Annotated in this window: 18 protein-coding genes; 8 read left to right on the top strand and 10 right to left on the bottom strand. The window is 54.2% G+C overall.

All coding sequences use genetic code 11. The features are described 5' to 3' along the window. The first annotated feature begins 31 nt into the window (after positions 1 to 31). Genes HV302_RS21595 through HV302_RS21580 form a run of 4 tightly spaced genes read left to right on the top strand, consistent with a single transcriptional unit; the run spans position 32 to position 4,939 of the window. Positions 32 to 1,165 (top strand): amidohydrolase/deacetylase family metallohydrolase, encoded by a 1,134-nt coding sequence (locus tag HV302_RS21595; RefSeq protein WP_131405541.1) that lies wholly within the window; start codon positions 32 to 34, stop codon positions 1,163 to 1,165. Further along, positions 1,149 to 2,267: a DgaE family pyridoxal phosphate-dependent ammonia lyase gene (locus HV302_RS21590; RefSeq protein ID WP_049283024.1), complete on the top strand. Its 1,119-nt coding sequence runs from the start codon at positions 1,149 to 1,151 to the stop codon at positions 2,265 to 2,267. Before HV302_RS21595 ends, HV302_RS21590 begins: the two co-directional genes overlap by 17 nt. After that, positions 2,264 to 3,004 carry a 2-dehydro-3-deoxy-phosphogluconate aldolase gene (gene dagF, locus HV302_RS21585; RefSeq protein WP_016151471.1) on the top strand — a complete coding sequence of 247 codons (741 nt, stop codon included), beginning with the start codon at positions 2,264 to 2,266 and terminating at the stop codon, positions 3,002 to 3,004. The genes HV302_RS21590 and dagF overlap by 4 nt, the downstream gene beginning before the upstream one ends. A 21-nt stretch (positions 3,005 to 3,025) precedes the next feature. Next, on the top strand, positions 3,026 to 4,939 hold the full coding sequence (locus tag HV302_RS21580; protein ID WP_181546851.1) for a BglG family transcription antiterminator: 1,914 nt from the start codon (positions 3,026 to 3,028) through the stop codon (positions 4,937 to 4,939). A gap of 32 nt (positions 4,940 to 4,971) precedes the next feature. On the opposite strand, the gene nrdG is transcribed toward HV302_RS21580, so the two are convergent. From nrdG to treR, 5 genes are all read right to left on the bottom strand, one after another. Beyond that, positions 4,972 to 5,436, bottom strand: a complete 465-nt coding sequence (nrdG, locus tag HV302_RS21575; protein WP_016151476.1) for an anaerobic ribonucleoside-triphosphate reductase-activating protein — start codon at positions 5,434 to 5,436, stop codon at positions 4,972 to 4,974. 175 nt (positions 5,437 to 5,611) lie between these two features. After that, positions 5,612 to 7,750 (bottom strand): anaerobic ribonucleoside-triphosphate reductase, encoded by a 2,139-nt coding sequence (gene nrdD / locus HV302_RS21570; protein WP_181626566.1) that lies wholly within the window; start codon positions 7,748 to 7,750, stop codon positions 5,612 to 5,614. A 409-nt stretch (positions 7,751 to 8,159) separates the two neighbouring features. Further along, complete coding sequence (gene treC, locus HV302_RS21565) at positions 8,160 to 9,812, bottom strand: alpha,alpha-phosphotrehalase (protein ID WP_181626565.1); 1,653 nt, start codon at positions 9,810 to 9,812, stop codon at positions 8,160 to 8,162. Between the two features lie 49 nt (positions 9,813 to 9,861). Further along, a complete protein-coding gene (treB, locus tag HV302_RS21560; protein ID WP_049283018.1) occupies positions 9,862 to 11,280 on the bottom strand; it encodes a PTS trehalose transporter subunit IIBC in 1,419 nt (472 codons plus the stop codon). A 110-nt stretch (positions 11,281 to 11,390) separates the two neighbouring features. Then, a complete protein-coding gene (gene treR, locus HV302_RS21555) occupies positions 11,391 to 12,338 on the bottom strand; it encodes a trehalose operon repressor TreR (protein WP_181626564.1) in 948 nt (315 codons plus the stop codon). Between the two features lie 191 nt (positions 12,339 to 12,529). Here treR and mgtL point away from each other — a divergent pair, with 191 nt between their 5' ends. The 3 genes from mgtL (at position 12,530) to HV302_RS21545 (ending at position 21,613) form a co-directional block, all read left to right on the top strand. After that, positions 12,530 to 12,583, top strand: a complete 54-nt coding sequence (mgtL, locus tag HV302_RS28670; protein WP_350186061.1) for a mgtA regulatory leader peptide MgtL — start codon at positions 12,530 to 12,532, stop codon at positions 12,581 to 12,583. A 144-nt stretch (positions 12,584 to 12,727) separates the two neighbouring features. Continuing rightward, positions 12,728 to 15,436, top strand: a complete 2,709-nt coding sequence (gene mgtA / locus HV302_RS21550) for a magnesium-translocating P-type ATPase (RefSeq protein ID WP_181626563.1) — start codon at positions 12,728 to 12,730, stop codon at positions 15,434 to 15,436. 558 nt (positions 15,437 to 15,994) lie between these two features. Then, positions 15,995 to 21,613, top strand: a complete 5,619-nt coding sequence (locus HV302_RS21545; RefSeq protein ID WP_181626562.1) for a BigA/YdbA N-terminal beta-barrel domain-containing protein — start codon at positions 15,995 to 15,997, stop codon at positions 21,611 to 21,613. Between the two features lie 61 nt (positions 21,614 to 21,674). On the opposite strand, the gene ridA is transcribed toward HV302_RS21545, so the two are convergent. From ridA to pyrL, 4 genes are all read right to left on the bottom strand, one after another. Next, on the bottom strand, positions 21,675 to 22,061 hold the full coding sequence (ridA, locus tag HV302_RS21540) for a 2-iminobutanoate/2-iminopropanoate deaminase (RefSeq protein ID WP_016151491.1): 387 nt from the start codon (positions 22,059 to 22,061) through the stop codon (positions 21,675 to 21,677). A gap of 76 nt (positions 22,062 to 22,137) precedes the next feature. Then, positions 22,138 to 22,599: an aspartate carbamoyltransferase regulatory subunit gene (gene pyrI, locus HV302_RS21535; protein ID WP_016151492.1), complete on the bottom strand. Its 462-nt coding sequence runs from the start codon at positions 22,597 to 22,599 to the stop codon at positions 22,138 to 22,140. Between the two features lie 13 nt (positions 22,600 to 22,612). After that, positions 22,613 to 23,548 carry an aspartate carbamoyltransferase gene (gene pyrB, locus HV302_RS21530; RefSeq protein ID WP_016151493.1) on the bottom strand — a complete coding sequence of 312 codons (936 nt, stop codon included), beginning with the start codon at positions 23,546 to 23,548 and terminating at the stop codon, positions 22,613 to 22,615. A 36-nt stretch (positions 23,549 to 23,584) separates the two neighbouring features. Then, positions 23,585 to 23,686, bottom strand: coding sequence for a pyr operon leader peptide (pyrL, locus tag HV302_RS21520; RefSeq protein ID WP_003025819.1), 102 nt, complete (start codon positions 23,684 to 23,686; stop codon positions 23,585 to 23,587). Here pyrL and HV302_RS21515 point away from each other — a divergent pair. Then, positions 23,666 to 23,788 carry a hypothetical protein gene (locus HV302_RS21515; protein WP_085951096.1) on the top strand — a complete coding sequence of 41 codons (123 nt, stop codon included), beginning with the start codon at positions 23,666 to 23,668 and terminating at the stop codon, positions 23,786 to 23,788. The genes pyrL and HV302_RS21515 overlap by 21 nt on opposite strands. On the opposite strand, the gene HV302_RS21510 is transcribed toward HV302_RS21515, so the two are convergent. Next, positions 23,785 to 24,264: an arginine repressor gene (locus tag HV302_RS21510; protein ID WP_003839609.1), complete on the bottom strand. Its 480-nt coding sequence runs from the start codon at positions 24,262 to 24,264 to the stop codon at positions 23,785 to 23,787. The genes HV302_RS21515 and HV302_RS21510 overlap by 4 nt on opposite strands. Between the last annotated feature and the right edge of the window lie 71 nt (positions 24,265 to 24,335).

Here is a 24,335-nt window from a genome sequence, read left to right as displayed (position 1 = left end):
GTTGCGCCGCCATCCGGCAAAGGAGAGTGCGATGTTTGATTTACTCCTGCGCCGTGCGCGCCTCGTTGACGATACGGTGAGCGATATTGCGCTCAAAGACGGCAAAATTGCGGCGTTGGGCGACGTTGATGGCCCGGCGCTGAAAACCATCGAACTGGGCGGCGAGTACTACGTCAGCGCAGGTTGGATTGATTCCCACGTTCACTGCTATCCGAAATCCCCGATTTATCACGACCAACCGGACAGCGTCGGTATAGCTACCGGCGTTACCACGGTGGTGGATGCGGGCAGTACCGGGGCGGATGATATCGATGATTTTTATACCCTGACCCGGGAAGCGGCCACCGAAGTGTATGCGCTGCTGAATATCTCCCGCGTTGGCCTTATCGCCCAGAACGAGCTGGCTAATATGGCCAACATTGACGCCGATGCGGTGCGACAGGCGGTGAAGCGCCATCCTGATTTTATCGTCGGCCTGAAGGCGCGCATGAGCAGCAGCGTGGTCGGTGAAAACGGCATTACGCCGCTGGAGCGCGCCAAAACGATGCAAGCGCAGAACGGTGACCTGCCGCTGATGGTGCACATCGGCAACAATCCGCCGGATCTGGATGAGATCGCCGAACGCCTGACCGCGGGCGACATCATTACCCACTGCTACAACGGTAAGCCGAATCGTATTCTGACGCCGCAAGGCGAGCTGCGAGCGTCAGTGACGCGGGCGATTTCACGCGGTGTGCGTCTGGACGTTGGGCATGGCACCGCCAGCCTGAGCTTTGCGGTGGCAAAACGCGCTATCGGTCTGGGCATTTTGCCGCACACCATCAGCTCCGATATTTATTGTCGCAACCGTATCAGCGGCCCGGTGTATTCCCTGGCGAATGTGATGTCGAAATTTCTCGCCATTGGGATGTCGCTACCGCAGGTCATTGAGTGCGTTACTGCCAATGCCGCCGATGGTCTGCGCCTGAAACAGAAAGGGCGACTGCAGGTTGGTCTGGATGCCGATTTAACCCTCTTTACGCTTAAGCGCCAGCCAACCGTGCTGGTAGATGCAGAAAACGACAGCCTGCAGGCTGAACAACTGCTGGTGCCGCTTGCCGCAATACGTGCGGGCAAGGGCTATATGACCGAACAAGGGAGCGCGGAACATGCCTTCGATTTTTGAGAAATACAATTTAAAACAGGTGATTAACACCTCAGGCCGCATGACGGCGCTCGGCGTTTCTACGCCACGACCAGAAGTGGTTCAGGCCGCAATGGCGGGGATGAATCAATATTTTGAGATGAAAGACCTGGTCAATAAGACCGGTGACTACATTGCGAAATTGCTGGAGGTGGAAGGGGCAACCGTCGTCTCCTGCGCTTCGGCCGGAATCGCCCTGTCAGTGGCTGGAGTGCTGGTTAAGGACAGCGACTGGCTGCTGGAGAACCTGCACGTCGCGCCGATCGAGAACAACGAAATCGTGCTGCCCAGAGGCCACAACGTCAACTTTGGCGCTCCGGTTGGCACCATGGTGGCGCTCGGCGGCGGCAAGCTCGTGGAAGCGGGTTATGCCAACGAATGTTCCGCCACTCAGCTGGCGGCGGCCATTACGCCACGCACGGCGGCCATTCTGTATATCAAATCTCACCACTGCGTCCAGAAAAGTATGCTCAGCGTGGAACAGGCTGCGGTGGTGGCGCGTACGCATAATCTGCCGCTAATCGTGGATGCGGCAGCGGAAGAGGATTTGCAGTGCTACTACCGGGTTGGTGCGGATCTGGTGATTTATAGCGGTGCGAAAGCGATTGAAGGGCCAACCAGCGGCCTGGTGATTGGCAAAACCCAATACGTTGAGTGGGTGAAGCGCCAGACCGCGGGGATTGGCCGGGCGATGAAGGTGGGTAAAGAGGGGATTCTTGGCCTGACCTGCGCCATCGAACTGTATCTGAACGCGCAGAAAGAGAGCGGCGCGGAGATGGTCGAGAAAATGACGCCGTTCATTAATGCGTTAAACCAGCTTCACGGCGTAAGCGCCCGCGTGGTGTGGGACAGCGCAGGGCGCGACATCGCGCGCACGGAAATTAAGTTTGACGAAGCGGTAACCGGGATCGCCACAGGTGAACTGGTCGACGCACTCAAACAGGGAGAGTACGCGATTTACTTCCGTGGTTACAAAGCTAACGAAGGCATTATCGAAGCCGATGTGCGCAGCGTGGATCGCGCGCAACTGGAGATTGTGGCCCGTCGAATTGGTGAAGTGATTTCGCAGGAGAAAAAAGCATGAAACTGACCCCTAACTTTTATCGCGACCGCGTCTGCCTGAACGTGCTGGCGGGCTCCAAAGAAAATGCCCGGGATATTTACGCGGCGGCGGAAGGACACGTGCTGGTCGGTGTGTTGTCAAAAAATTACCCGGATGTCGCAAGCGCGGTCGCGGATATGCGTGAATACGCAGCGCTTATCGACAATGCCCTCTCCGTGGGGCTGGGGGCGGGCGATCCTAACCAGTCGGCGATGGTCAGTGAAATCTCCCGTCAGGTGCAGCCACAGCATGTTAATCAGGTCTTTACCGGCGTGGCGACCAGTCGCGCGCTGCTGGGTCAGCAGGAGACGGTGGTCAACGGTCTGGTCTCGCCAACCGGCACTCCGGGCAGGGTGAAAATCTCCACCGGTCCGCTGAGCAGCCAGACGCCGGACGGCATTGTGCCGGTAGAAACCGCGATTGCGTTGCTCAAAGACATGGGGGGGAGCTCGATTAAATACTTCCCAATGGGTGGCCTGAAGTGCCGTGAGGAATACATTGCAGTTGCCCAGGCCTGCGCCCGCCATGACTTCTGGCTGGAGCCAACTGGCGGTATCGATCTGGATAATTTCACTGAAATTTTGCAGATCGCCCTGGATGCCGGAGTGAGCAAAATCATTCCTCACATCTATAGTTCGATTATTGATAAGGTGAGTGGTAACACCCGACCGGACGACGTGCGCCAGCTGATGGCGATGACCCGGGCCTGCGTAGGCTAACTGACTGATGAGGAAACTGACGTGCGATTCCCCAACCAACGTTTAGCGCAGCTGTTTGGCATGCTGCAAAACGAAGCGCTTCCACAGGACGAGCTGGCGCAGCGGTTGTCGGTTTCCACACGCACCGTACGAGCGGATATCACCGCGCTAAACGCGCTGCTCAGCCAGTACGGCGCGCAGTTTGTCCTCAGCCGAGGTAACGGTTATCAACTCAAAGTTGACGACCCGGTACGTTATCATGCCCTGCAAACGCAGCGACCAGACGCGTTGCTGCGCATCCCTCGCACCAGCCAGGAGCGGGTGCACTGGCTGGTGGTTCGTTTTCTGACGTCGGCCTTTTCGCTGAAGCTGGAGGATTTGGCTGATGAATGGTTTATCAGCCGCGCGACGCTGCAAAACGATATGGCTGAGGTGCGCGAGCATCTGCAACGTTATCATCTGACGCTGGAAACGCGCCCCCGTCACGGTATGAAGCTGTTTGGCAGCGAGATGGCGATCCGCGCCTGTTTGACCGATCTGCTATGGACGCTGGCGCAGCAGGATCCACAGCACCCGCTAGTGACGCAAGAGGCACTAAATGCCGGGATCCCTGAACAGCTACAACCTGTTTTGCAGGATATTTTTGCCCGTTTTCACATTCGCCTGACCGATGAGGGGGAGCTGTTTTTGCGGTTGTACTGCGCGGTGGCGGTACGGCGGATTAGCGAAGGGTATCCCCTCCCGGAGTTTGCCGCAGAAGAAGCCGAGCAATCAGTGTGCCTGGCCACGCGGGAAATCGCAGCGGTATTGCACCGACTGGCGGATAAACCGCTTACCGTTTCCGAAGAGAACTGGCTGCAGGTGCATATCGCCGCCCGCCAGGTACAAGAGATCGCCCCCAGCGCCATCAATGCGGATGATGACGAAGCGCTGGTCAATTACATCCTGCGGTTTATCAACAGCCAGTACAACTACAACCTGTTGAATGACAAACAGTTACATGCTGATCTGCTGACGCATATTAAGACGATGATCACCCGGGTGCGTTACCAGATAATGATCCCCAATCCGCTACTGGAAAATATTAAACAGCACTACCCGATGGCGTGGGACATGACGCTGGCCGCCGTCTCGGGATGGGGAAAATATACGCCGTACACCATCAGTGAAAATGAGATTGGCTTCCTTGTGCTGCATATTGGCGTCGGGCTGGAGCGTAGTTACAACATCGGTTACCAGAGGCAGCCGAAAGTTCTGCTGGTATGCGATGCTGGAAATGCGATGGCGCGGATGATTGAAGCGGTGCTGGCGCGTAAGTATCCGCAGATAGAAATCGTCGATACTGTGACGCTACGCGACTACGAACAGCGGGAAAGTATCAGCGAAGATTTCGTAATCTCTACCGCGCGGGTTGGTGAAAAAGATAAGCCTGTGGTGATGATTGCACCGTTCCCTACCGATTATCAACTGGAGCAAATTGGCAAACTGGTGCTGGTCGACAGAACCCGTCCGTGGATGTTGAACAAATTCTTCGATGCCGCCCATTTTCGTGTGATCGACGAGCCAATGGATCAACAAACGTTGTTCAACGTTTTATGTCGCCAGTTGCAGGATGAAGGCTTTGTCGATGCGGAGTTTCTTGATTCGGTGGTTGAACGTGAGGCCATCGTCAGCACCATGCTGGGTGACAGCATTGCCCTGCCGCACGCCCTCGGTCTGCTGGCAAAGAAAACGGTGGTCTACACCATCCTTGCCCCGCAGGGTATCGCCTGGGGGGATGAAACGGCGCATGTGATCTTCCTGCTCGCCATCAGCAAAAGCGAATACGAAGAAGCGATGGCGATCTACGATATTTTCGTCACCTTCCTGCGCGAGCGCGCGATGACGCGACTCTGCGCATGCCGGAATTTCAGCGAGTTCAAAACAGTTGCAATGGAGTGTGTGAGCCGTTTTTGAGGGGTGGAAAACAGAACCTCTACTGCTGGAAATTAACGCAAGTGATGTACAACCTGGTTGCTGCTGCCGCGCCAGATTAGCGCCGGGTCTTTAAGATCCTGCACGTATTTGCCATCGACCAGCACGTTGATGAGATCGACAACCTGCATTTGCGCGGCATCGAGTTCATCGAGCTTGTAGCCGGTCCACACCCAGATGTCTTTTCCCGGACACTCAGCGCGAATGCGCTGCACCAGTTGCAGAATATCCGGCACGTTTTGTGGATGCAGCGGATCGCCGCCGGAGAGTGAGATCCCCTGACGGTGAATACGCGTGTCGTTCAGATCGGCAATGATCTTGTCTTCCATCTCTTTGCTAAACGGCTGGCCGGAATTGAGCCGCCAGGTGCTTTTGTTATAGCAACCGGGGCATTCATGCACGCATCCTGAAACAAACAGGGTACAGCGAGTGCCGGGACCGTTAACGATGTCGACAGGGTAATACTGATGGTAATTCATTAGCGCTTCTCATCCGTTTATCAATTCGCGCCATAGCTGCGTTCGTGCGCCCGAGTCACTTACTTATGTAAGCTCCCCGGGACTTACTCATTTGCTGCCTTGCTATGACGTGAATTGCGTTGCGGAAATAATGGCCCGAAAAGCGTCGCATCGCCGGGCAATAAAATCGTCTAAATTAACCGATCTGCCCGTTCCCTAAATGCTTAACGCGGCGCTTCACTTCTTCCTGCTTACCGGCGTTAAACGGACGTGCGTCCGGGCTGCCTAAATAACCGCAGACGCGGCGGGTGACCGATACGCGGGCGGCGTCGTGGTTACCACATTTCGGGCAGGTAAAACCTTTGCTGGTGCACTCAAATTCACCGGTAAAGCCGCACTCGTAGCATTCATCGATTGGCGTGTTGGTCCCGTAATACGGCACGTGCTGATAGCTGTAATCCCAGACGTCTTCCAGCGCTTTCAGGTTGTGCTGAATATTCGGGTATTCGCCGTAGCAAATGAAGCCCCCGCTTGCCAGCGGCGGGTACGGCGCTTCGAAATCGATCTTGTCGTACGGGTTAACCTTCTTTTCCACGTCGAGGTGGAAGCTGTTGGTGTAGTAGCCTTTGTCGGTCACGCCTGGGACCACGCCAAATTCGGCGGTATCCAGACGGCAGAAACGGTCGCACAGGTTTTCACTTGGCGTGCTGTACAGGCTAAAGCCGTAGCCAGTCTCGTCTTTCCACTGATCGACCGCTTGGCGCAGGCGTTCCACAATGGCGATACCTTTGGCGCGCAGCTGCTCGCTGTCATACACATGCTTGTCGCCAAACAGCGCATTGATGGTTTCGTGAATACCGATGTAGCCCAGAGAGATGGATGCGCGACCATTTTTAAAGATTTCTGACACGTCATCGTCCGCTTTCAGACGCACGCCGCAGGCCCCTTCCATATACAGAATGGGCGCCACGCGGGCCTTCACGCCTTCCAGGCGCGCAATGCGGGTCATCAGCGCTTTACGCGCCAGCACCAGACGATCGTCGAGCAGTTTCCAGAAGGTGGCTTCATCGCCATGCGCTTCCAGCGCGATACGCGGCAGGTTAAGGCTGATAACGCCGAGGTTGTTACGCCCGTCGTGAATCTGTTCGCCGTTCTCGTTTTCCCACACGCCGAGGAAGCTGCGACAGCCCATTGGCGTTTTGAACGAGCCGGTCACTTTGACCACCTGATCGTAGTTCAGGATGTCCGGATACATACGCTTGCTCGCGCACTCCAGTGCCAGCTGTTTGATGTCGTAGTTCGGATCGCCAAACTTGTGGTTCAGACCGTCACGAATCGCGAACACCAGTTTCGGGAACACTGCGGTTTTACGATTTTTACCCAGGCCGGCAATACGGTTACGCAGAATGGACTGCTGGATCAAACGCGATTCCCAGCTGGTTCCCAGGCCAAAACCAAAGGTCACGAACGGCGTCTGACCGTTGGCGGTATGCAGGGTGTTCACTTCATACTCGAGAGACTGGAATGCGTCGTAGCACTCTTTCTCGGTACGGGAATGGGCATAACCGTCGGCGTCCGGGATCTGCCAGTCTTCAGCGGTTTTACGATGTTTATTAAAGCTCTCGGTAACGAACGGCGCGAGAACTTCATCAATACGGTTAATGGTGGTGCCGCCATAAATATGGCTGGCAACCTGCGCGATAATTTGCGCGGTGACGGCGGTCGCGGTAGAGATGGATTTTGGCGGTTCAATCTCCGCGTTACCCATCTTAAAGCCCTGCGTCAGCATGCCTTTCAGGTCGATCAGCATGCAGTTAAACATTGGGAAGAACGGAGAGTAGTCGAGATCGTGATAGTGAATATCACCACGCTCGTGCGCCTGGACGACATCACGCGGCAGCAGGTGCTGACGCGCATAGTGTTTGGCAACGATACCGGCCAGCAGGTCGCGCTGGGTTGGGATCACTTTGCTGTCTTTGTTGGCATTTTCATTCAGCAGAGCAGAGTTGGTTTGCTCAACCAGACCACGAATTTCCTGGTTCAGACGGCCACGTTTTTCACGCTGGATATCACGGTCGTGGCGATATTCGATGTACGCACGGGCGAGTTGTTTGTACGGGCCAGACATTAACTGGTTTTCTACCGCTGTCTGGATCTCGTTGATATCGACCTTGCTGCGCTCATTCATCTGGCTACTAACGACTTCTGCGACGGTGGCACAGTAATCTGCGTCATCGACTCCCGCTGCTTTAGCTGCACGCAGAATGGCTTCTTTGATGCGCTCTGATTTAAACGGCACTTTACAGCCATCTCGTTTCATCACATGCGGTGTCATGATCACTCCATATTTATAAGAACAGGTTATCCACAGAGGTTGGGGAGGCCATCAGGGCTTTATTCATCTCTATTGCCAATGACTTCCCGCAATCCTGACCCACTTTATCCACAATTCCACCGTGAAGCGGTGCACTGTAGTTGTAGCAATTGTAGTCGATTAATACAACATATTGGGTCGGCGTGCATTTTAAGTTCTATATGTAGTGATTTGCATCAAGGATGTTTACGATTTATTTGATGTAGCGCAAAGTAAAAATCGGAGCGTACAGATGACGGGCACTACAGCCGATTGTAAATTGTGGGCAGAAAATTCTGATTAATTATTCAACAAAAACAGAAAGGTAAGCTGAGCGTAGGCATCAAAGCCCGGCAGCGTTATGCGTACCGGGCCTGAACATAATTGCAAGCTATTTTTGCAACCACCAGACGGCTTCAAAAGGACGCAGCGTCATGTCAGCGGGTTGGCTGGCGACCTCGGCATAGTTGTGCATCAGCACCTGCCAGTTGCCGTCGGTCTGGGTCGGCTGCCAGCTCTGGAAGGTATCGCTCAGATTAGCAATGACCAGCAACCGCTGTCCTTGCCATTCACGTTGATAGCACCACAGGTGCGGGCTGTCCGGTAGCAGATCTTGATAGTCGCCCCAGGTGATAACCGGCTCTGCTTTACGCAATGCGATCAGCTTCTGATAGGTATAGAACACCGAGTCGGTATCGCGCAGCGCTGCCGCCACGTTGATATCCGCTGCGTTATCGCACAGATTGATCCACGGCTCACCCTGGGTGAAGCCCGCGTGTTTGCTGGCATCCCACTGCATCGGCGTGCGGCTGTTATCGCGCGATTTACTGGCGAGGATCGCCAGCAGTTCTTGCGCATCGCGCCCCTGGCCGTTCAGGGCAGCAAACATGTTATGGCTTTCCACATCGCGGTAATCGGTAATCTGGCGGAAGTGCGGATTGGTCATGCCGATCTCTTCACCCTGGTAGATGTAGGGCGTGCCCTGCATACCGTGCAGCACCATCGCCAGCATTTTTGCGGCCGGAACGCGGTATTTACCTTCATCGCCAAAACGCGACACGATGCGTGGCTGGTCGTGGTTACACCAGAACAGCGCGTTCCAGGCCTGATTGTGCATGCCTTGCTGCCAGTGGCGGAATAGGGTTTTGAGCGCCACATAGTCGGGTTTGGCTAACGTCCACTTCTCACCGTTGGGGTAATCCACTTTCAGGTGGTGGAAGTTGAAGGTCATTGACAGTTCGCTGCCATCGAGTGCGGCGTACTGCTGGCAGTTTTCCAACGTGGTGGAGGACATTTCTCCGACCGTCATCAGGCCGCGGGGCGTGAAGACGTCGCGATTCATTTCACGTAAAAACGCATGCGCGCGCGGGCCGTCGGTATAAAAACGCCGCCCATCGCCGTCGGGATCGCTCGGGAAGTCCTGATCTTTAGAGATAAGATTCACCACGTCGAGACGCAGCCCGTCCACGCCGCGATCGGCCCAGAACTCGCACACTTTTTTTAGCTCGGCGCGGACCGCCGGATTCTCCCAGTTCAGGTCTGCCTGCTCCGGAGCAAAGAGGTGCAGATAGTACTGCTCGCTTTCGGCGTGCCAGCCCCAGGCGCTGCCGCCAAATTTGGAGCGCCAGTTATTCGGGAGACTGTCTGGCGTGCCGTCGCGCCAGAGGTAAAACTGACGATACGGGCTGTCTTTATCCAGCGCCTCGCGAAACCAGGGGTGCTGGGTTGAAGTGTGGTTAAACACCATATCGAGAATAATACGGATGCCGCGCGCTTTCGCCTGCGCCACCAGTTCGTCAAAGTCTGCAAGCGTTCCGTAGGCCGGATCGACAGACATGTAATCCGCGACGTCGTAGCCGTTATCAACCTGCGGCGAAATATAGAACGGCGTTAGCCAGATGGCATCAACCCCCAACGTTTGCAGATATCCGAGATGCTGCGTCACGCCGCGTAAATCGCCGGTGCCGCTGCCGGTGGTGTCCTGAAAACTCTTGGGGTAAACCTGATAGATGACGCCGTTTTGCCACCAGTGGGGAATATTCATGGTTGTTTCCTGGAAATACGATGGGGCGCAACTGCGCCCCGAAGAAAAGTTAGACAATTTGTAGTGTGCCCATACGGTGTTTACGCTGATAAACGAATGAGGTCAGTACCATGGGGATAACAATCGCAATGACCATTGCCATGCCAAATACCTGCCAGTAAGTCGGCTGGATGGAGAGGATGCCTGGCAAACCGCCGACGCCAATTCCGTTCGCCAACACACCGTTCAGGCCGCACAGCAGTCCGGCGAGACCGGAACCGATCATCGCGCACAGCATCGGGAAGCGGTATTTCAGGTTGATCCCGTACATGGCCGGTTCAGTGACCCCGAGATAGGCGGAGATCGCGGCAGGAACGGAGATTTCACGTTCATTGTGTTTGCGACTGGAGATGATGATCCCGACTACCGCAGAGGCCTGAGCGATATTCGACAGTGCGATCAGCGGCCATACCGGCGTACCGCCCATGCTCTGAATCATCTGCATGTCGATAGCCAGCGTGGTCTGATGCACGCCGGTTATCACCAGCGGGGCATACAGGAAGCCGAACAGCGCCGCGCCAATTGGGGCAAAGCTGCCGGTCAGCAGGTGACGGACCGCAAACGCGACACCGTCGCCGATCATGCGGCCAAACGGACCAATAAAGGCGTGCGCGAGGAATACCGCGAGGATCAACGAGCACACCGGGACGATCACCAGATACAGATAATCCGGGACGATGCGTTTCATGCGTGTTTCAATAAACCCGAGCGCCAGACCGGCCAGCAGTGCCGGAATAACCTGCGCCTGATAGCCCACTTTCTCAATGCTGAACAGGCCGAAGTTCCACACTTCCGGTACCTGTTGACCGAGTAGATAGGCGTTCATTAGCTGCGGTGAAACCAGGGTCACGCCCAGCACAATACCGAGGATCGGCGTTCCGCCCATTTTCTTCACTGCTGACCAGCAGATCCCGACCGGCAGATAGAAGAAGATCGCTTCGCCAATTAGCCACAGGAAGTCGTAAAGGGTTTTCAGCGAAGGGTACATCTGCGCCAGCGTCTGCCCGTTGCTCATGGGCAGATCGCCAATCACATTACGGAACCCCAAGATCAAGCCGCCGCTAATCAGCGCTGGCAGCAGCGGGAAGAAGATCTCCGCAAAATGAGAAATCAGCTGTTCGTGCCATTTCATATTCTGCCGCGCGGCTTTTTTCGCCTGCTCTTTGTCGGCGCTGGCCTGACCGGTTGTCGCCAGCAGCGCTTTGTAGTAATCGCCCACTTCGGTACCAATCACCACCTGAAACTGCCCGGCGTTGGTGAAGCAGCCTTTGACCATCGGCAACTGTTCGATCTCTTTTGGCCTGGCATTCGCAGGCTGATTCAGCACAAAACGCAGGCGAGTAATGCAGTGACTAACCGTGGCGATATTGTCGCGCCCGCCTACCAGCTCAATCAGCCGGTCGATGTCTGCTTGTTTAATTTTGCTCATTATTAAGCCCTATTGTTGACCTGCCGCCAGAGTATATCGTCGATGATTTTTTAAAAATGGGAACGTTCCCGAAACGCAGCGAAGATCACAAATTAACGCTCAGAAAGCGATCAGGATAGGGTGGAAGGAATAACGATTTGTCGTAGTTCGCTACGGCCGTTGATCTGCTCGATCAGCTGCGAGGCCGCTTGTCGTCCGGCTTCGGCATATCCTGGATCGACGGTGATAATTTCCGGATGGAGGAATTTCATTAGCGGCGTACTGCCCACGCTCGCCAGCAGTAGATTCTCAATTCGCTGCTCTTGCAGATATTTGCTGACACCAAGGGCGAGGGTGTCCGTCGCGCAGACTAAGGCAGTGGTTTCCGGGGTGATGACGTTGGCGGCCTGCTCATAACCCTGCTTCATGGCAAGACCCGGTAGCGCGGCTACAGGATGCAGTTTGTGTTTCTTACAGAACGCCAGGTAGGCTTCATGGCGGCGCTTACCGGTGGTCACGTCGCTATGGGGAACGCCAAGAAAGCTGATATGGCGATGCTCGCGATCGTATAAACGCTGCATCAGGGTGCGAATGGCGCCTTCATCGTCATAGCAGACGGAGGCAAAGCCTTTGGCATCTCTTGCCAGCAGCACCAGCGAATCCTGCCAGGAGGCGAGCATGGATTCACTTATGCCGGTAAAACCAAACAGCACCACGCCGTCAATATTGCGGCGTCTGAGCATGCCGAGATGCTCTTCAACCAGCTCGGGCGAGAACTGGCTTTCCATCATGATCGGGTCGTAACCCTGCTCATAAAAGGCGGGCAGCATGGTTTGCACGGCGAGATTTTCCGAAAGCGAGTCCAGACGCGTGACGATGATCGCCACCACCTTGTCACTTTGTCCACGCATGGCGCGTGCGGAGCGGGAAGGGGAAAAACCGTGCTGATTCATCACCGCTTCAACGCGTTCGCGGGTGTGTTCGCTCACGCCGCTTTCATTGTTAAGCACACGGGAAACGGTTGATTTTCCCACACCGCTTAAGCGGGCGATGTCTTTAATTGTCAGCCGGTTTTGCATCCTGTTTTCCCGTGTTGCGTGTGAAGTTATGCCAAATAGAGAATAACTTTACTCAAGCGCAGCGCAATGGGCAAAGTCTGGTATACGTTTGGTTTAGTTTCCATGGTTTATCATACTGCCATAATTGCCACAAACCTTATGGTTTTCTGCGTATAATCCGCAGCGCAAATCATTCACTTACCGGAGGCTATATGGATCCCGATCCCACCCCTCTCCCGAGATGGAGAAACCCCCCTTTCCGGTAAGCCTGTCTTTCACTGTCTTACCGGAGCAGTAAGACAGTGACGTTCTGACGTCCCTGTTGTGATTTTAATATTGCCATCAGGTAAGGCTTTGCCACGCCTGAAGGATTTACTGCGCCTGTTGAGACTGGCGCAGAGGGACTGCCTATGTTCAAAAATATTACTCGCCAGCTATTTGCCCGGCTAAACCGCCATTTACCACATCGTCTGGTGCATCGCGATCCGTTGCCTAATGCCCAGACCGTTGCCAGCACGCCGATCCCACCATCGCTGAGCGAACATTGTCTGAAAATGGCGCTGATGGACGAAGCCGCGCTGTGGAAAACGTTTGGCGCGCACCCGGAAGGATTAAACGCCGCAGAAGTGGAAAATGCTCGCGAATTACATGGTGAGAACCAACTGCCGGCGCAGAAGCCGTCGCCGTGGTGGGTGCATCTGTGGGTCTGCTACCGTAACCCGTTTAATATTTTGTTGACCATCCTCGGTGCGATTTCCTATGCCACCGAAGATCTGTTTGCCGCTGGCGTCATTGCTCTGATGGTCGTCATCTCCACGTTACTGAATTTTGTGCAGGAGGCGCGTTCCACCAAAGCGGCAGATGCGCTGAAAGCGATGGTCAGTAACACCGCTACGGTGCTGCGCGTTATCAACGAGAAAGGAGAGAACGGCTGGGTTGAACTGCCGATCGACCAGTTAGTTCCCGGCGATATCATTAAGCTGGCGGCAGGGGATATGATCCCGGCTGATCTGCGTGTGGTGCAGGCTCGTGACCTGTTCGTGGCCCAGGCTTCGCTGACCGGTGAATCGCTGCCGGTGGAGAAAGTCGCAACCAGCCGCGACCCGCAGCAAAGCAACCCGCTCGAATGCGATACCCTGTGCTTTATGGGCACCAACGTGGTGAGCGGCACGGCGCAGGCCATCGTGATTGCGACCGGAGCCAATACCTGGTTCGGGCAACTGGCGGGTCGTGTCAGCGAGCAGGAAAGCGAGCAGAATGCTTTCCAGAAAGGGATCAGCCGCGTCAGCATGCTGCTGATCCGTTTTATGCTGGTGATGGCGCCGATTGTGCTCATCATCAACGGCTATACCAAAGGCGACTGGTGGGAAGCGGCGCTGTTTGCCCTGTCTGTCGCGGTGGGGCTGACCCCGGAAATGCTGCCGATGATCGTCACCTCGACGCTGGCGCGCGGGGCGGTGAAGCTGTCAAAACAAAAGGTCATCGTCAAACACCTCGACGCTATTCAGAACTTTGGCGCGATGGATATCCTGTGTACCGATAAAACTGGCACCCTGACACAAGACAAAATTGTACTTGAAAATCATACAGATATATCTGGTAAGCCCAGCGAGCACGTCCTGCATTCTGCGTGGCTGAACAGCCATTACCAGACCGGGTTGAAGAATCTGCTGGATACGGCAGTGCTGGAAGGTGTGGACGAAGAATCAGCTCGCCAGCTTTCTACCCGCTGGCGGAAAATCGATGAGATCCCGTTTGACTTCGAACGCCGCCGCATGTCGGTGGTGGTCGCTGAAGAAACCGATGTGCATCAGCTGGTGTGCAAAGGCGCGCTGCAGGAGATCCTCAGCGTTTGCACCCAGGTGCGCTACAGCGGTGAGGTTGTCCCGTTAGATGACAACATGCTGCGTCGGGTGAAGCGCGTCACGGATACGCTGAACCGGCAGGGGCTGCGCGTGGTGGCGGTGGCGACGAAGTACCTGCCAGCGCGTGAGGGCGATTACCAGCGTATTGATGAATCAGATCTGATCCTCGAAGGCTATATTGCGTTCCTCGATCCGCCGAAAGAGACCACCGCGCCAGCGCTCAAAGCGCTGAAAGCCAGCGGCATTACTGTGAAAATCCTGACTGGCGATAGCGAGCTGGTGGCGGCGAAAGTGTGTCACGAAGTGGGGCTGGATGCGGGCGATGTGGTTATCGGTAGCAACATTGAAGGGTTAAGCGACGATGAGCTGGCAACGCTGGCCCAGCGCACCACGCTGTTTGCTCGTCTGACACCGATGCACAAAGAGCGCATTGTCACGCTGCTCAAGCGCGAAGGTCATGTGGTTGGCTTTATGGGGGATGGCATTAACGATGCCCCGGCGCTGCGCGCGGCGGACATTGGTATCTCCGTTGACGGCGCGGTTGATATTGCGCGTGAAGCGGCTGATATCATCCTGCTGGAAAAGAGTCTGATGGTGCTGGAAGAAGGGGTGATCGAAGGACGCCGTACTTTTTCTAACATGCTGAAGTATATCAAAATGACGGCCAGTTCTAACTTCGGTAATGTGTTTAGCGTGCTGGTGGCGAGCGCCTTCTTACCGTTCCTGCCGATGTTGCCGCTGCACTTACTGATTCAGAACCTGCTGTACGATGTATCCCAGGTGGCGATTCCGTTTGATAACGTCGACGAAGAGCAGATCAAAAAGCCGCAGCGCTGGAATCCCAGCGAGTTGGGGCGCTTTATGATCTTCTTTGGACCGATCAGCTCGATCTTCGACATTCTGACATTTTGCCTGATGTGGTTCGTCTTCCATGCGAATACGCCAGAACATCAGACGTTGTTCCAGTCTGGCTGGTTCGTGGTAGGCCTGCTGTCGCAAACGCTGATTGTGCATATGATCCGTACCCGCCGCGTGCCGTTCATCCAAAGCCGCGCCGCATGGCCGCTGATGCTGATGACGCTGGTGGTCATGGTGGTAGGCATTGCATTACCGTTCTCGCCGCTGGCCAACTATCTGCAATTGCAGGCGCTGCCGCTGAGCTACTTCCCGTGGCTGATTGCGATTCTGGCGGGCTACATGACATTAACCCAGCTCGTGAAAGGTTTTTATAGCCGCCGCTACGGCTGGCAGTAAGCACAAGATATCGGCTGCGTTGGCCCCTTAAAAAGCCAACGCAGCTGTAACCTGGCGCAGGAGGAGTATCGGAATCGCCCGATGATTCGCGCCGCAGAAAATTCATGCGTATTATTATTTCTGTTAAAAGATAATTAATTCGATAAATGTGAATGATAAGTGAATAAATTCACCTAGAATATTGTTTTTTAATATTCATATATTAAAAATTATAATTTATAAGATATGCCTTAGCACTCCCCCTCCATTCATTCCGTAAAATATCGAGAATTAAAAAATTTACATAAAAATCTATGATTGCAACATGTTGTATTTTATGTTTTTTTTAATGATCCCTTTATTCTTATTTTTATCAATTCCAATAAAAACAATGCGTTGAGATATATATTCATGGCGATGATTCGTTGTTATGAAATATGTCTTTGGATATACTCGCTTCTATATAAATTTATTTATATGGTGCCGCTGTTGCACAGGTTCGGAGAATCTGCGGCGGCATGTTTCGTCGCTATGTCGTTTTATCTATATCATTTCGCTCACATCAGAGAGAGTAACATTATGCAAAGGAAAGCTATTTCATTTTGTATTGCCCTGGCATTAAGCGGTAATACATTTGCCGCCGATCTTAACAACAACGAAGACAAAAAAAAGCAGTGTCCCGAAAATATCAGCAGCCTTTCTCAGGCTGAGCTGGCTAAACTGTCGCCGGAGTGCCAGAAAGCCACGGAAAGCTTTTTAGAGCAGAACTGGGCGTGGGTGACGGACGGTATCGCCGCGCTGGCGGCCACGGTGGGTATCGCGGCGAGCGGCGGAGGTGGCGGCGGCAGCCATTCGTCCTCCGGGTTGCCTGTTGATCCGGTGGACCCTGTCGACCCTGTCGATCCGGTGGACCCCGTTACACCTGATACCTCCACCTTCGTTTATGACAATGGCGTTACCCTTGATCGGGGCGCGAAAACCCTGACCTTTGCCTCTCTGGTGGTGAATGGCGTCACTTATACCAATACCACCTTCGCCATTACCAAGCAGGGCGACGGCTACCTGCTGACCGCACCGGACGGCAAAACCCTGACCGTGACCAGCCTGAACGTGATGGGCAATGCGCTGGTGATGCAGGGAACGTACGGCAGTAACAACCTGTTCTGGTCGTACAACCGCGCAGGAGAGCTTACCCTGGCGAGCGCAGATACCACGGTTATCGACGGCGACGGGCAGCAGAAAACGGTTGATGGCGGCTCCACCGCAGGCGGCCCGGGCGATACCGGGACGATTATCAACGGTGATGATAACGATGTTAATGTGAATGGCGATACCGGCGCTACTGGCGGCGGCACCGGCACCGACGTGGACGGCAACGGCAACACCATCAACAACGGCGGCAACAACACCGCAGACGGTGAAGGCTCCAATGGTACCGATGTTAACGGCGACGGCAACACCATCAACAACACCGGTGATAACAGCGGCACCAACGGTGGTACCGGCACCGACGTGGACGGCAACGACAACACCATCAACAACGGCGGCAAAAATACCGCAGACGGTGAAGGCTCCACCGGTACAGACGTGACCGGCGACGGCAACGACATCAACAACACCGGCGATAACGGCGCCACCAACGGCGGCACCGGTACAGACGTGGACGGCAACGGCAACACAGTTGATAACGGCGGCAACAATACCGCCGATGGCGCCGGCTCTACCGGTACTGACGTGACCGGCGACGGCAACACCATCGACAATAAAGGTAACAACACTGCCGATGGCGCAGGCTCTACCGGTACGGACGTAGACGGTAACGGCAACACCATTAACAACGGTGGCGACAACAGCGGCACCAATGGTGGTACGGGCACTGACGTGACCGGCGACAACAACGACATCAACAACAACGGCAAAAACACTGCCGACGGTGAAGGCTCCACCGGCACCAAAGCTGACGGCGACGGTAACTCCATCAATAACGGCGGCGAGAGCAGCGCCACCAACGGCGGTACCGGCACCGATGTGAACGGCGACGGCAACACCATCGACAACAAGGGTAACAACACTGCCGATGGCGCAGGCTCTACCGGTACGGATGTAGACGGTAACGGCAACACCATTAACAACGGTGGCGACAACAGCGGCACCAATGGTGGTACGGGCACTGACGTGACCGGCGACAACAACGACATCAACAACAACGGCAAAAACACTGCCGACGGTGAAGGCTCCACTGGCACCAAAGCTGACGGCGACGGCAACGACATTAACAACACCGGTGACAACAGCGCCACTGGCGGCGGTACCGGCACTAAAGCTGACGGCGACGGCAACACCATCGACAATAAAGGTAACAACACTGCCGATGGCGCAGGCTCTACCGGTACGGATGTAGACGGTAACGGCAACAAAATCATTAACGAAGGCGACACCAGCGCAGCCAATGGCGGCACCGGCACTAGCGTGGACGGCAACGAGAACGCCATCGACAACAAGGGCAAAACCACGGCGGATGGTGCGGGCTCCACCGGTACAGACGTGACCGGCGACGGCAACGACATTAACAACACCGGTGACAACAGCGCCACTGGCGGTGGTACCGGCACTAAAGCTGACGGTAACGGCAACACCATCGACAACAAGGGTAATAACACTGCCGATGGCGCAGGCTCTACCGGTACGGATGTAGACGGGAACGGCAACAAAATCATTAACGAAGGCGACACCAGCGCTGCTGCAGGCGGCACTGGCACCAGTGTGGATGGCAACGACAACATCATCGACAACAAAGGCAAAACCACCGCTGATGGCGCAGGCTCCATCGGTACGGATGTCACTGGCGACAAAAACGAAATCACTAACGAAGGAGATACCAGCGCCACTGCCGGCGGCACCGGCACCAGCGTGGACGGCAACAATAATACCGTTGATAACAAAGGAAAAACGACTGCGGACGGCACAGACTCTGCCGGTACAGATGTTGCTGGTAATAACAACATTATCAATAACGACGGCGAGAGTTCTGTGACTGGTGGCGCTACGGGGACAAAAGTCAGCGGCGACAGCAACACTATAAATCAGAATGGTAAAATGGTGGTGGGCGAGTTATCCACCGGTCTGAACGTGATAGGTAATGCAAACATCGTTAACCTGGCGTCTGACGATATGACAATTACCGGCAAGCAAGCGACGGGGGCCATAGTTGCTGGTGATGATAATGAGGTCACGCTGTCGGGCGTAATGAATGTTAATACCTCTGCAACAGGTCTGAATGTTTCTGGCACATCGGCGGATGTTAAATTATCCGGTACGGTGAATGTTACCGCGAATACGGAAGACTCACTCAGCAAACCATTGCGTTTTGCTGATGGCCTGGGCTATCGCGGCGTTGTTGTCTCGTCGCAAAATGACTCTGCACAAAACGCCACCAACGTTCTGGTTGATGGCTCTATCAACGTGAAGGATAACCGCACCGACCCGATGGCGTATCCGAATTCACCGACCGATCCGGTGCCGTTTGGCCGTGATATGACGGGTCTGGATGTATCAGGAGCCTTTAATAATGTGACGGTGACCGGATCGATTTCCCTTGATGCTACTCCTTATCACACTGAATTGATTAATAACGGCACAATTAAAGGCGCGACTAACACTTATCAGGACCATGTGAAAGGGCTGAACGTTACCGGAAACAACAATGCGGTGGTGGTTCAGGACGGTATCAATCTTAACAGTGCCATAGAAACATCCGACTGGGCCATTGCGCCGGATATGGTCGGTATTGCGGTTAATGGTGCCGGAAACCAGGTCACAGTTCAGGGGGCATCAAGCTTAACCGGTAGAAGTGCAAGTGATGGTTACATGGAGTTTGCCAGCATAACCGGCGGCGGTTTGTTGATATTAGATGATACTTCGACGCTGAACATCGCTACTAAAAATAACGGTAGTAACGCGAATATTTTTGGTACTCAGTCAATTTTGGTTGAGGGTGCCAACAGTAAATTTATAAACAAAGGCGACGTCAAGGTGACCGCCACAGGAGGGTCTTTCAACTCGCTGGCTTTTGCTAAAAAAGGAAGCATGATTGAGAACAGTGGTTCCATAACGATGGATGCAACACCGATAACCGTAAGTAATGGTTATATTGTTGACACTTTAGCTGGTTTTAATAGTGGTACTAAAATCATTAATACCGGTGATATTAATGTCATCCACAATAAGATCGCCAATCAGACATGGTACACTTTCACAAACGACTATACCCCTATAGCTAATAAGATTTCCGTTTTAGGGATTTCGGTAATACAGCCAGGTGTGACAGGTTCTAATAGTGGAACAATAACCACGACGGGAGGGAATACCTGGGCAATGGGGGCAAATATGGGTGCCACCATTACTAACGAAACCGGCGGTGTGATTGTTCACAATGCAAACTCTGCGACGCAAAACTTAACGCTTCAGTGCAACGCTAACCTGAATTGTATTTCTGCTATTGGCGGCGGTATGGTTATCAAAAGCGGAACCGCGACGAATAACGGCGCCATTACCGTCAATGACTCCGGCGTGGGGATGTATGCCAACGGCGGCACCATTATCAATAAAGGCACCATCAACCTTGAGAATACAACCGAGACAACACCTGCAGCGAATACGCAATTAATTGGCATGGCTGTGTTCAATGGCGGTGTTGCGTACAACGATGGCACCATCAATATTAATGCCGACAACGGCCAGGCGTTCTACAACGATGGCGCAGCAGGCAGCACCATCCATAACAGCGGCACCATTAATCTGAACGGCGGTGCAATGTCGTCAGATGATACACAGATGGGGTCTGCGCCAACTGACAGCAATTCTGCCCCCGCTTCTGTTCAGCGTGTGAGTGGTTATGTGTTGGGTACCAGCGCCAGCGGCTCTGTCGGTACGCTTAATGCGGGTAGTAATGCCCTGGCACTGGATTCTGTCAGCGTGGATACCGGTTTCACCGCAGGTACGGCTGCCACGACTCAGACCTTCGACAACGTCTTTACCGGGGCTGATGTGGAAGGCTTGGAAAACATTACCTCTGAAAGCGTGGTGTGGAGCGCGCAGGGTCAGAAAGACGCGAACGGCAACGTGGACGTCACCATGACCAAAAACGCCTACACCGATGTGGTGACCGACAGCAGCGTCAGCGGTGTTGCCGGCGCGCTGGATGCCGCGTACACCAACAACGAGCTGTTCAGCAGTCTGAACCTGAAAACCTCTGCCGACGTGACGAAGGCGATGAAGCAAATCAGCGGCAACAAGGCTGTGAACGTCTCCCGCGACGCCCGCAGACTCAGCAACCGCTTCGATATGCTGGCGGATGCCGCGCCGGAACTGGGTAATGGTCTGTCGTTTAACCTGGTGGCGAAAGGTGACCAGCGTGCCGAACTGGGTAAAGACACTCAGTACGACATGATGGCCCTGCGTCAGAAACTGGGCTTTGGCGATAATCAGTCGCTGACCATGGAGTACGGTATTGCCCGTCTGGACGGTAAAGGCAATGTCTCTTCCGGCAGCGACGGTATCACCGGCGGTTACAGTCAGTTCCTGGGTCTGGAGCACGCCATGCCGCTCGGTGAGGAAGGTCTCTCCTGGAACAACGCCCTGCGTTACGACGTACATCAGCTCGACAGCAAACGCGGCATTAACTACGGTGATGTCAACAAACAGGCGCTGGCGGACAGCCGTCAGCAGTACCTGGAGCTGCGTACCGAGGGTCGTAAAACCTTCGCCGTCAGCGAAGGGCTGGATGTTGTGCCATATGCTGGTCTGAAACTGCGTCACACCATGGAAGACGGTTATCAGGAGCGCGGTGCTGGCGACTTTAACCTGAACATGAACAGCAGCACGGAAACGGCGGTTGATTCAGTGGTGGGTATGAAGCTGAGCTATGCCGGTAAGGATGGCTGGGCAGCAACGGCGACGCTGGAAGGCGGCCCGAACCTGAGCTACGTCAGTACTGGCAAAAAAGCGTCCCTGCAGGGGGCGGCAGGTCAGAGCTTCAACGTTGACGACGGTCAGAAAGGTGGCAGCATCAACAGCATGGCACAGGTGGGTGTGAAGTATAACGCCGGTAACACCAGCGCCGGGGTGGACGCTTTCCACTGGAAAGAGGACAACATCAGCGACAAGGGCTTTATGCTGAATATTAAACACAATTTCTGATAACAGCCTGAGTGAGTAAAAACAGAACCGCCGGAGTGATTTCCGGCGGTTTTTTTTACGCTTAGCGACGAACGGCGATCGCTTCAATCTCGATTTTCACGTCTTTCGGCAGACGGGCAACTTCCACGCAAGAACGCGCCGGGAAAGTGGCGTTGTGCTCGGTGAAGAACGCTTCGTAGGTCGCGTTTACGGTTGCGAAATCGTTCAGGTCTTTAACGAAGACGGTAGTTTTTACGATGTCGCCCACTTTCAGGCCTGCTGCTTCAACGATAGCTTGTACGTTTTCCAGCGACTGACGCGCCTGAGCGGACACGTCTTCCGATACGGCACCGGTTTTCGGATCGACCGGGATCTGACCGGAAGTGATTACCATGCTACCCAGGTCAACGCCCTGAACGTATGGGCCGATTGCTGCTGGTGCATTTTCCGTCGCGATAGTCTTGCTCATGATTTCTCCTGAATTACAGCGGTAATAGAATGTTCCCGGCCATTATAGGGAGCCGGGAAATCATTACCAACACCAATTAATTGGCCAGCACCACATAATGCGAAAACTCTTTTTCACAGTATTTGCATTTGAGTGCGATGTCATCAGCGCGCTTTTTCACTGAAAAACTGGACGATACTGGTTCAGCATGGCTGATGCAGTTGCTGTTCGGGCAAACCAGCACGTTATCGATACGTTCAGGCAGGCTCGGACGTGATTTACCCACCACGTCATAATCGTCAATGCGGTTTACCGTTGCCTGCGGAGCGTATAGGGAGAGCTGGTTTACCTGCTCGTCGGTCAGGAACGTATTTTCGATTTTAATCAGGTCTTTACGGCCCATTTCGCCAGACGGCAGGTTCAGGCCGATGGTGATACGCTGGTCGGTTTCAGTCAGTTTGAACAACGTCAGCAGCTTAAAACCAACCTGTGCGGGAATATGGTCAATTACGGTGCCACGTTTGATGGCTTCAACCTGCAGTTTGTTATCGTGTGTCATCTCTTTTTCTCCCTTACAGTGCCAGTTCGCTATTCAGTACCAGTGCCAGTAACGCCTGGCGGGCGAAGATGCCGTTGCCAGCCTGCTGGAAATACCAGGCGTGCGGCGTCTTGTCGACGTCGGTGGTGATTTCATCAATGCGCGGCAGCGGATGCAGCACCTTCATGTTCGCTCTGGCACCGTTCAGATCGCTGGCACGCAGAACAAACTGTGCTTTCACGTTGGCGTATTCGGACGGGTCCAGACGCTCTTTTTGTACGCGGGTCATGTAGAGGATATCGACCTCCGCCATTACCTCTTCGATAGTGCCATGCAGGCTCCAGGCGATACCTTTTTCATTCAGCATATCCAGAATGTATTGCGGCATGGCCAGCGCGTCCGGGGCGATGAAGTAGAAGCGGTTACCTTCGAACTTTGCCAGCGCCTGGGTCAGGGAGTGGACGGTGCGGCCATATTTCAGGTCACCCACCATGGCGATTTGCAGATTGTCCAGGCGACCCTGCGTTTCCTGAATGGTAAACAGATCCAGCAGCGTTTGGGTGGGATGCTGGTTGGAACCGTCGCCGGCGTTCAGTACCGGCACGTTACCGGAGAACTCTGTTGCCAGACGCGCGGCACCTTCCTGCGGATGACGCATCACGATGGCGTCGACATAGGTGCTAATGACGGAAATGGTATCGGCCAGAGTTTCGCCTTTTTTGCCAAGCGACGTGTTGCTGCTGTCAGAGAAACCCACCACGCTGGCGCCCAGACGGTGCATGGAGGTTTCAAAAGATAAACGGGTGCGGGTTGACGCTTCAAAGAAGCAACTGGCGATGACCTTATGTTTTAACAGCTCTGGCTGCGGGTTAGCTTTTAATTTCGCCGCCGTCGCGAGGACCAGATTAAGGTCATCGCGGCTGAGGTCGTTTATGGAAATGATGTGTTTTTGATAGAGCGGGTTAGCCATGTTTATCTCCTGACGCCTGGGCAAAAAAAAAGCCCCTCAATTGAGGGGCTCGGAATGGGTGATCAACGGAAAGAAAAACGGCAGGCCAGCGTCCTTTTTCAGACGCGGTAAGACAAAATGTCGTACACACTGAACCATACATCCTCCCGGCAAATTGTCCGCGATTATACTCAGCTCCGTTATGGGATCAAGCGAAAAATGCACTATTTATTCATCGCAAACGGTTCTTATGAATTTTAATTCATTTTGAATAGATAATTAATCTGCTTGTGGACCAGGCCCGTTCGCTGTACCACCCGCGGCGCGACCCAGACAATACTGCTACCGGCAATGACGCCGAGAATTTCTGGCAACGCGTGATAATCGAGGATTCTGGCTACGGCGCGACCATAGCCAGCCGCCGTGTGGATGAGGATAAACTCGCTATTGTGTTCCACGCTGACCACCATTTCAGCAATCGATCGGGCAGCATCAGGCGCGGGTCGTGATTGCGGATTTACAGAATAAATTTTTTGCCCTTTTGTATTTCTTATTTTTATAGCACCGAGCAGTTTCAGCAGACGAGATACCGTTGACTGGCTAATCCCGGTGAAACCATGGTGTTGTAGATCGCGGCGAAGCGCTTCCTGAGACAGGTAGCTTTTTTCGCTAATCAGGCGCTGACAAATCGCCAACTGTTTCTGCTCTTTGGTCGAGTAATCATCGAATTCCTTCATAAAAACACCCTAAATTTATCATTTGTATCAATGCGATGGCGAAATTCACCACATTTGCAGTATCAATAACG

Source organism: Citrobacter sp. RHBSTW-00859 (assembly GCF_013729795.1).
Taxonomy (GTDB): Bacteria; Pseudomonadota; Gammaproteobacteria; order Enterobacterales; family Enterobacteriaceae; genus Citrobacter; species Citrobacter braakii.
Note: the sequence above shows the minus strand (reverse complement) of the source record. Positions and strands in the feature narration are given on the sequence as shown.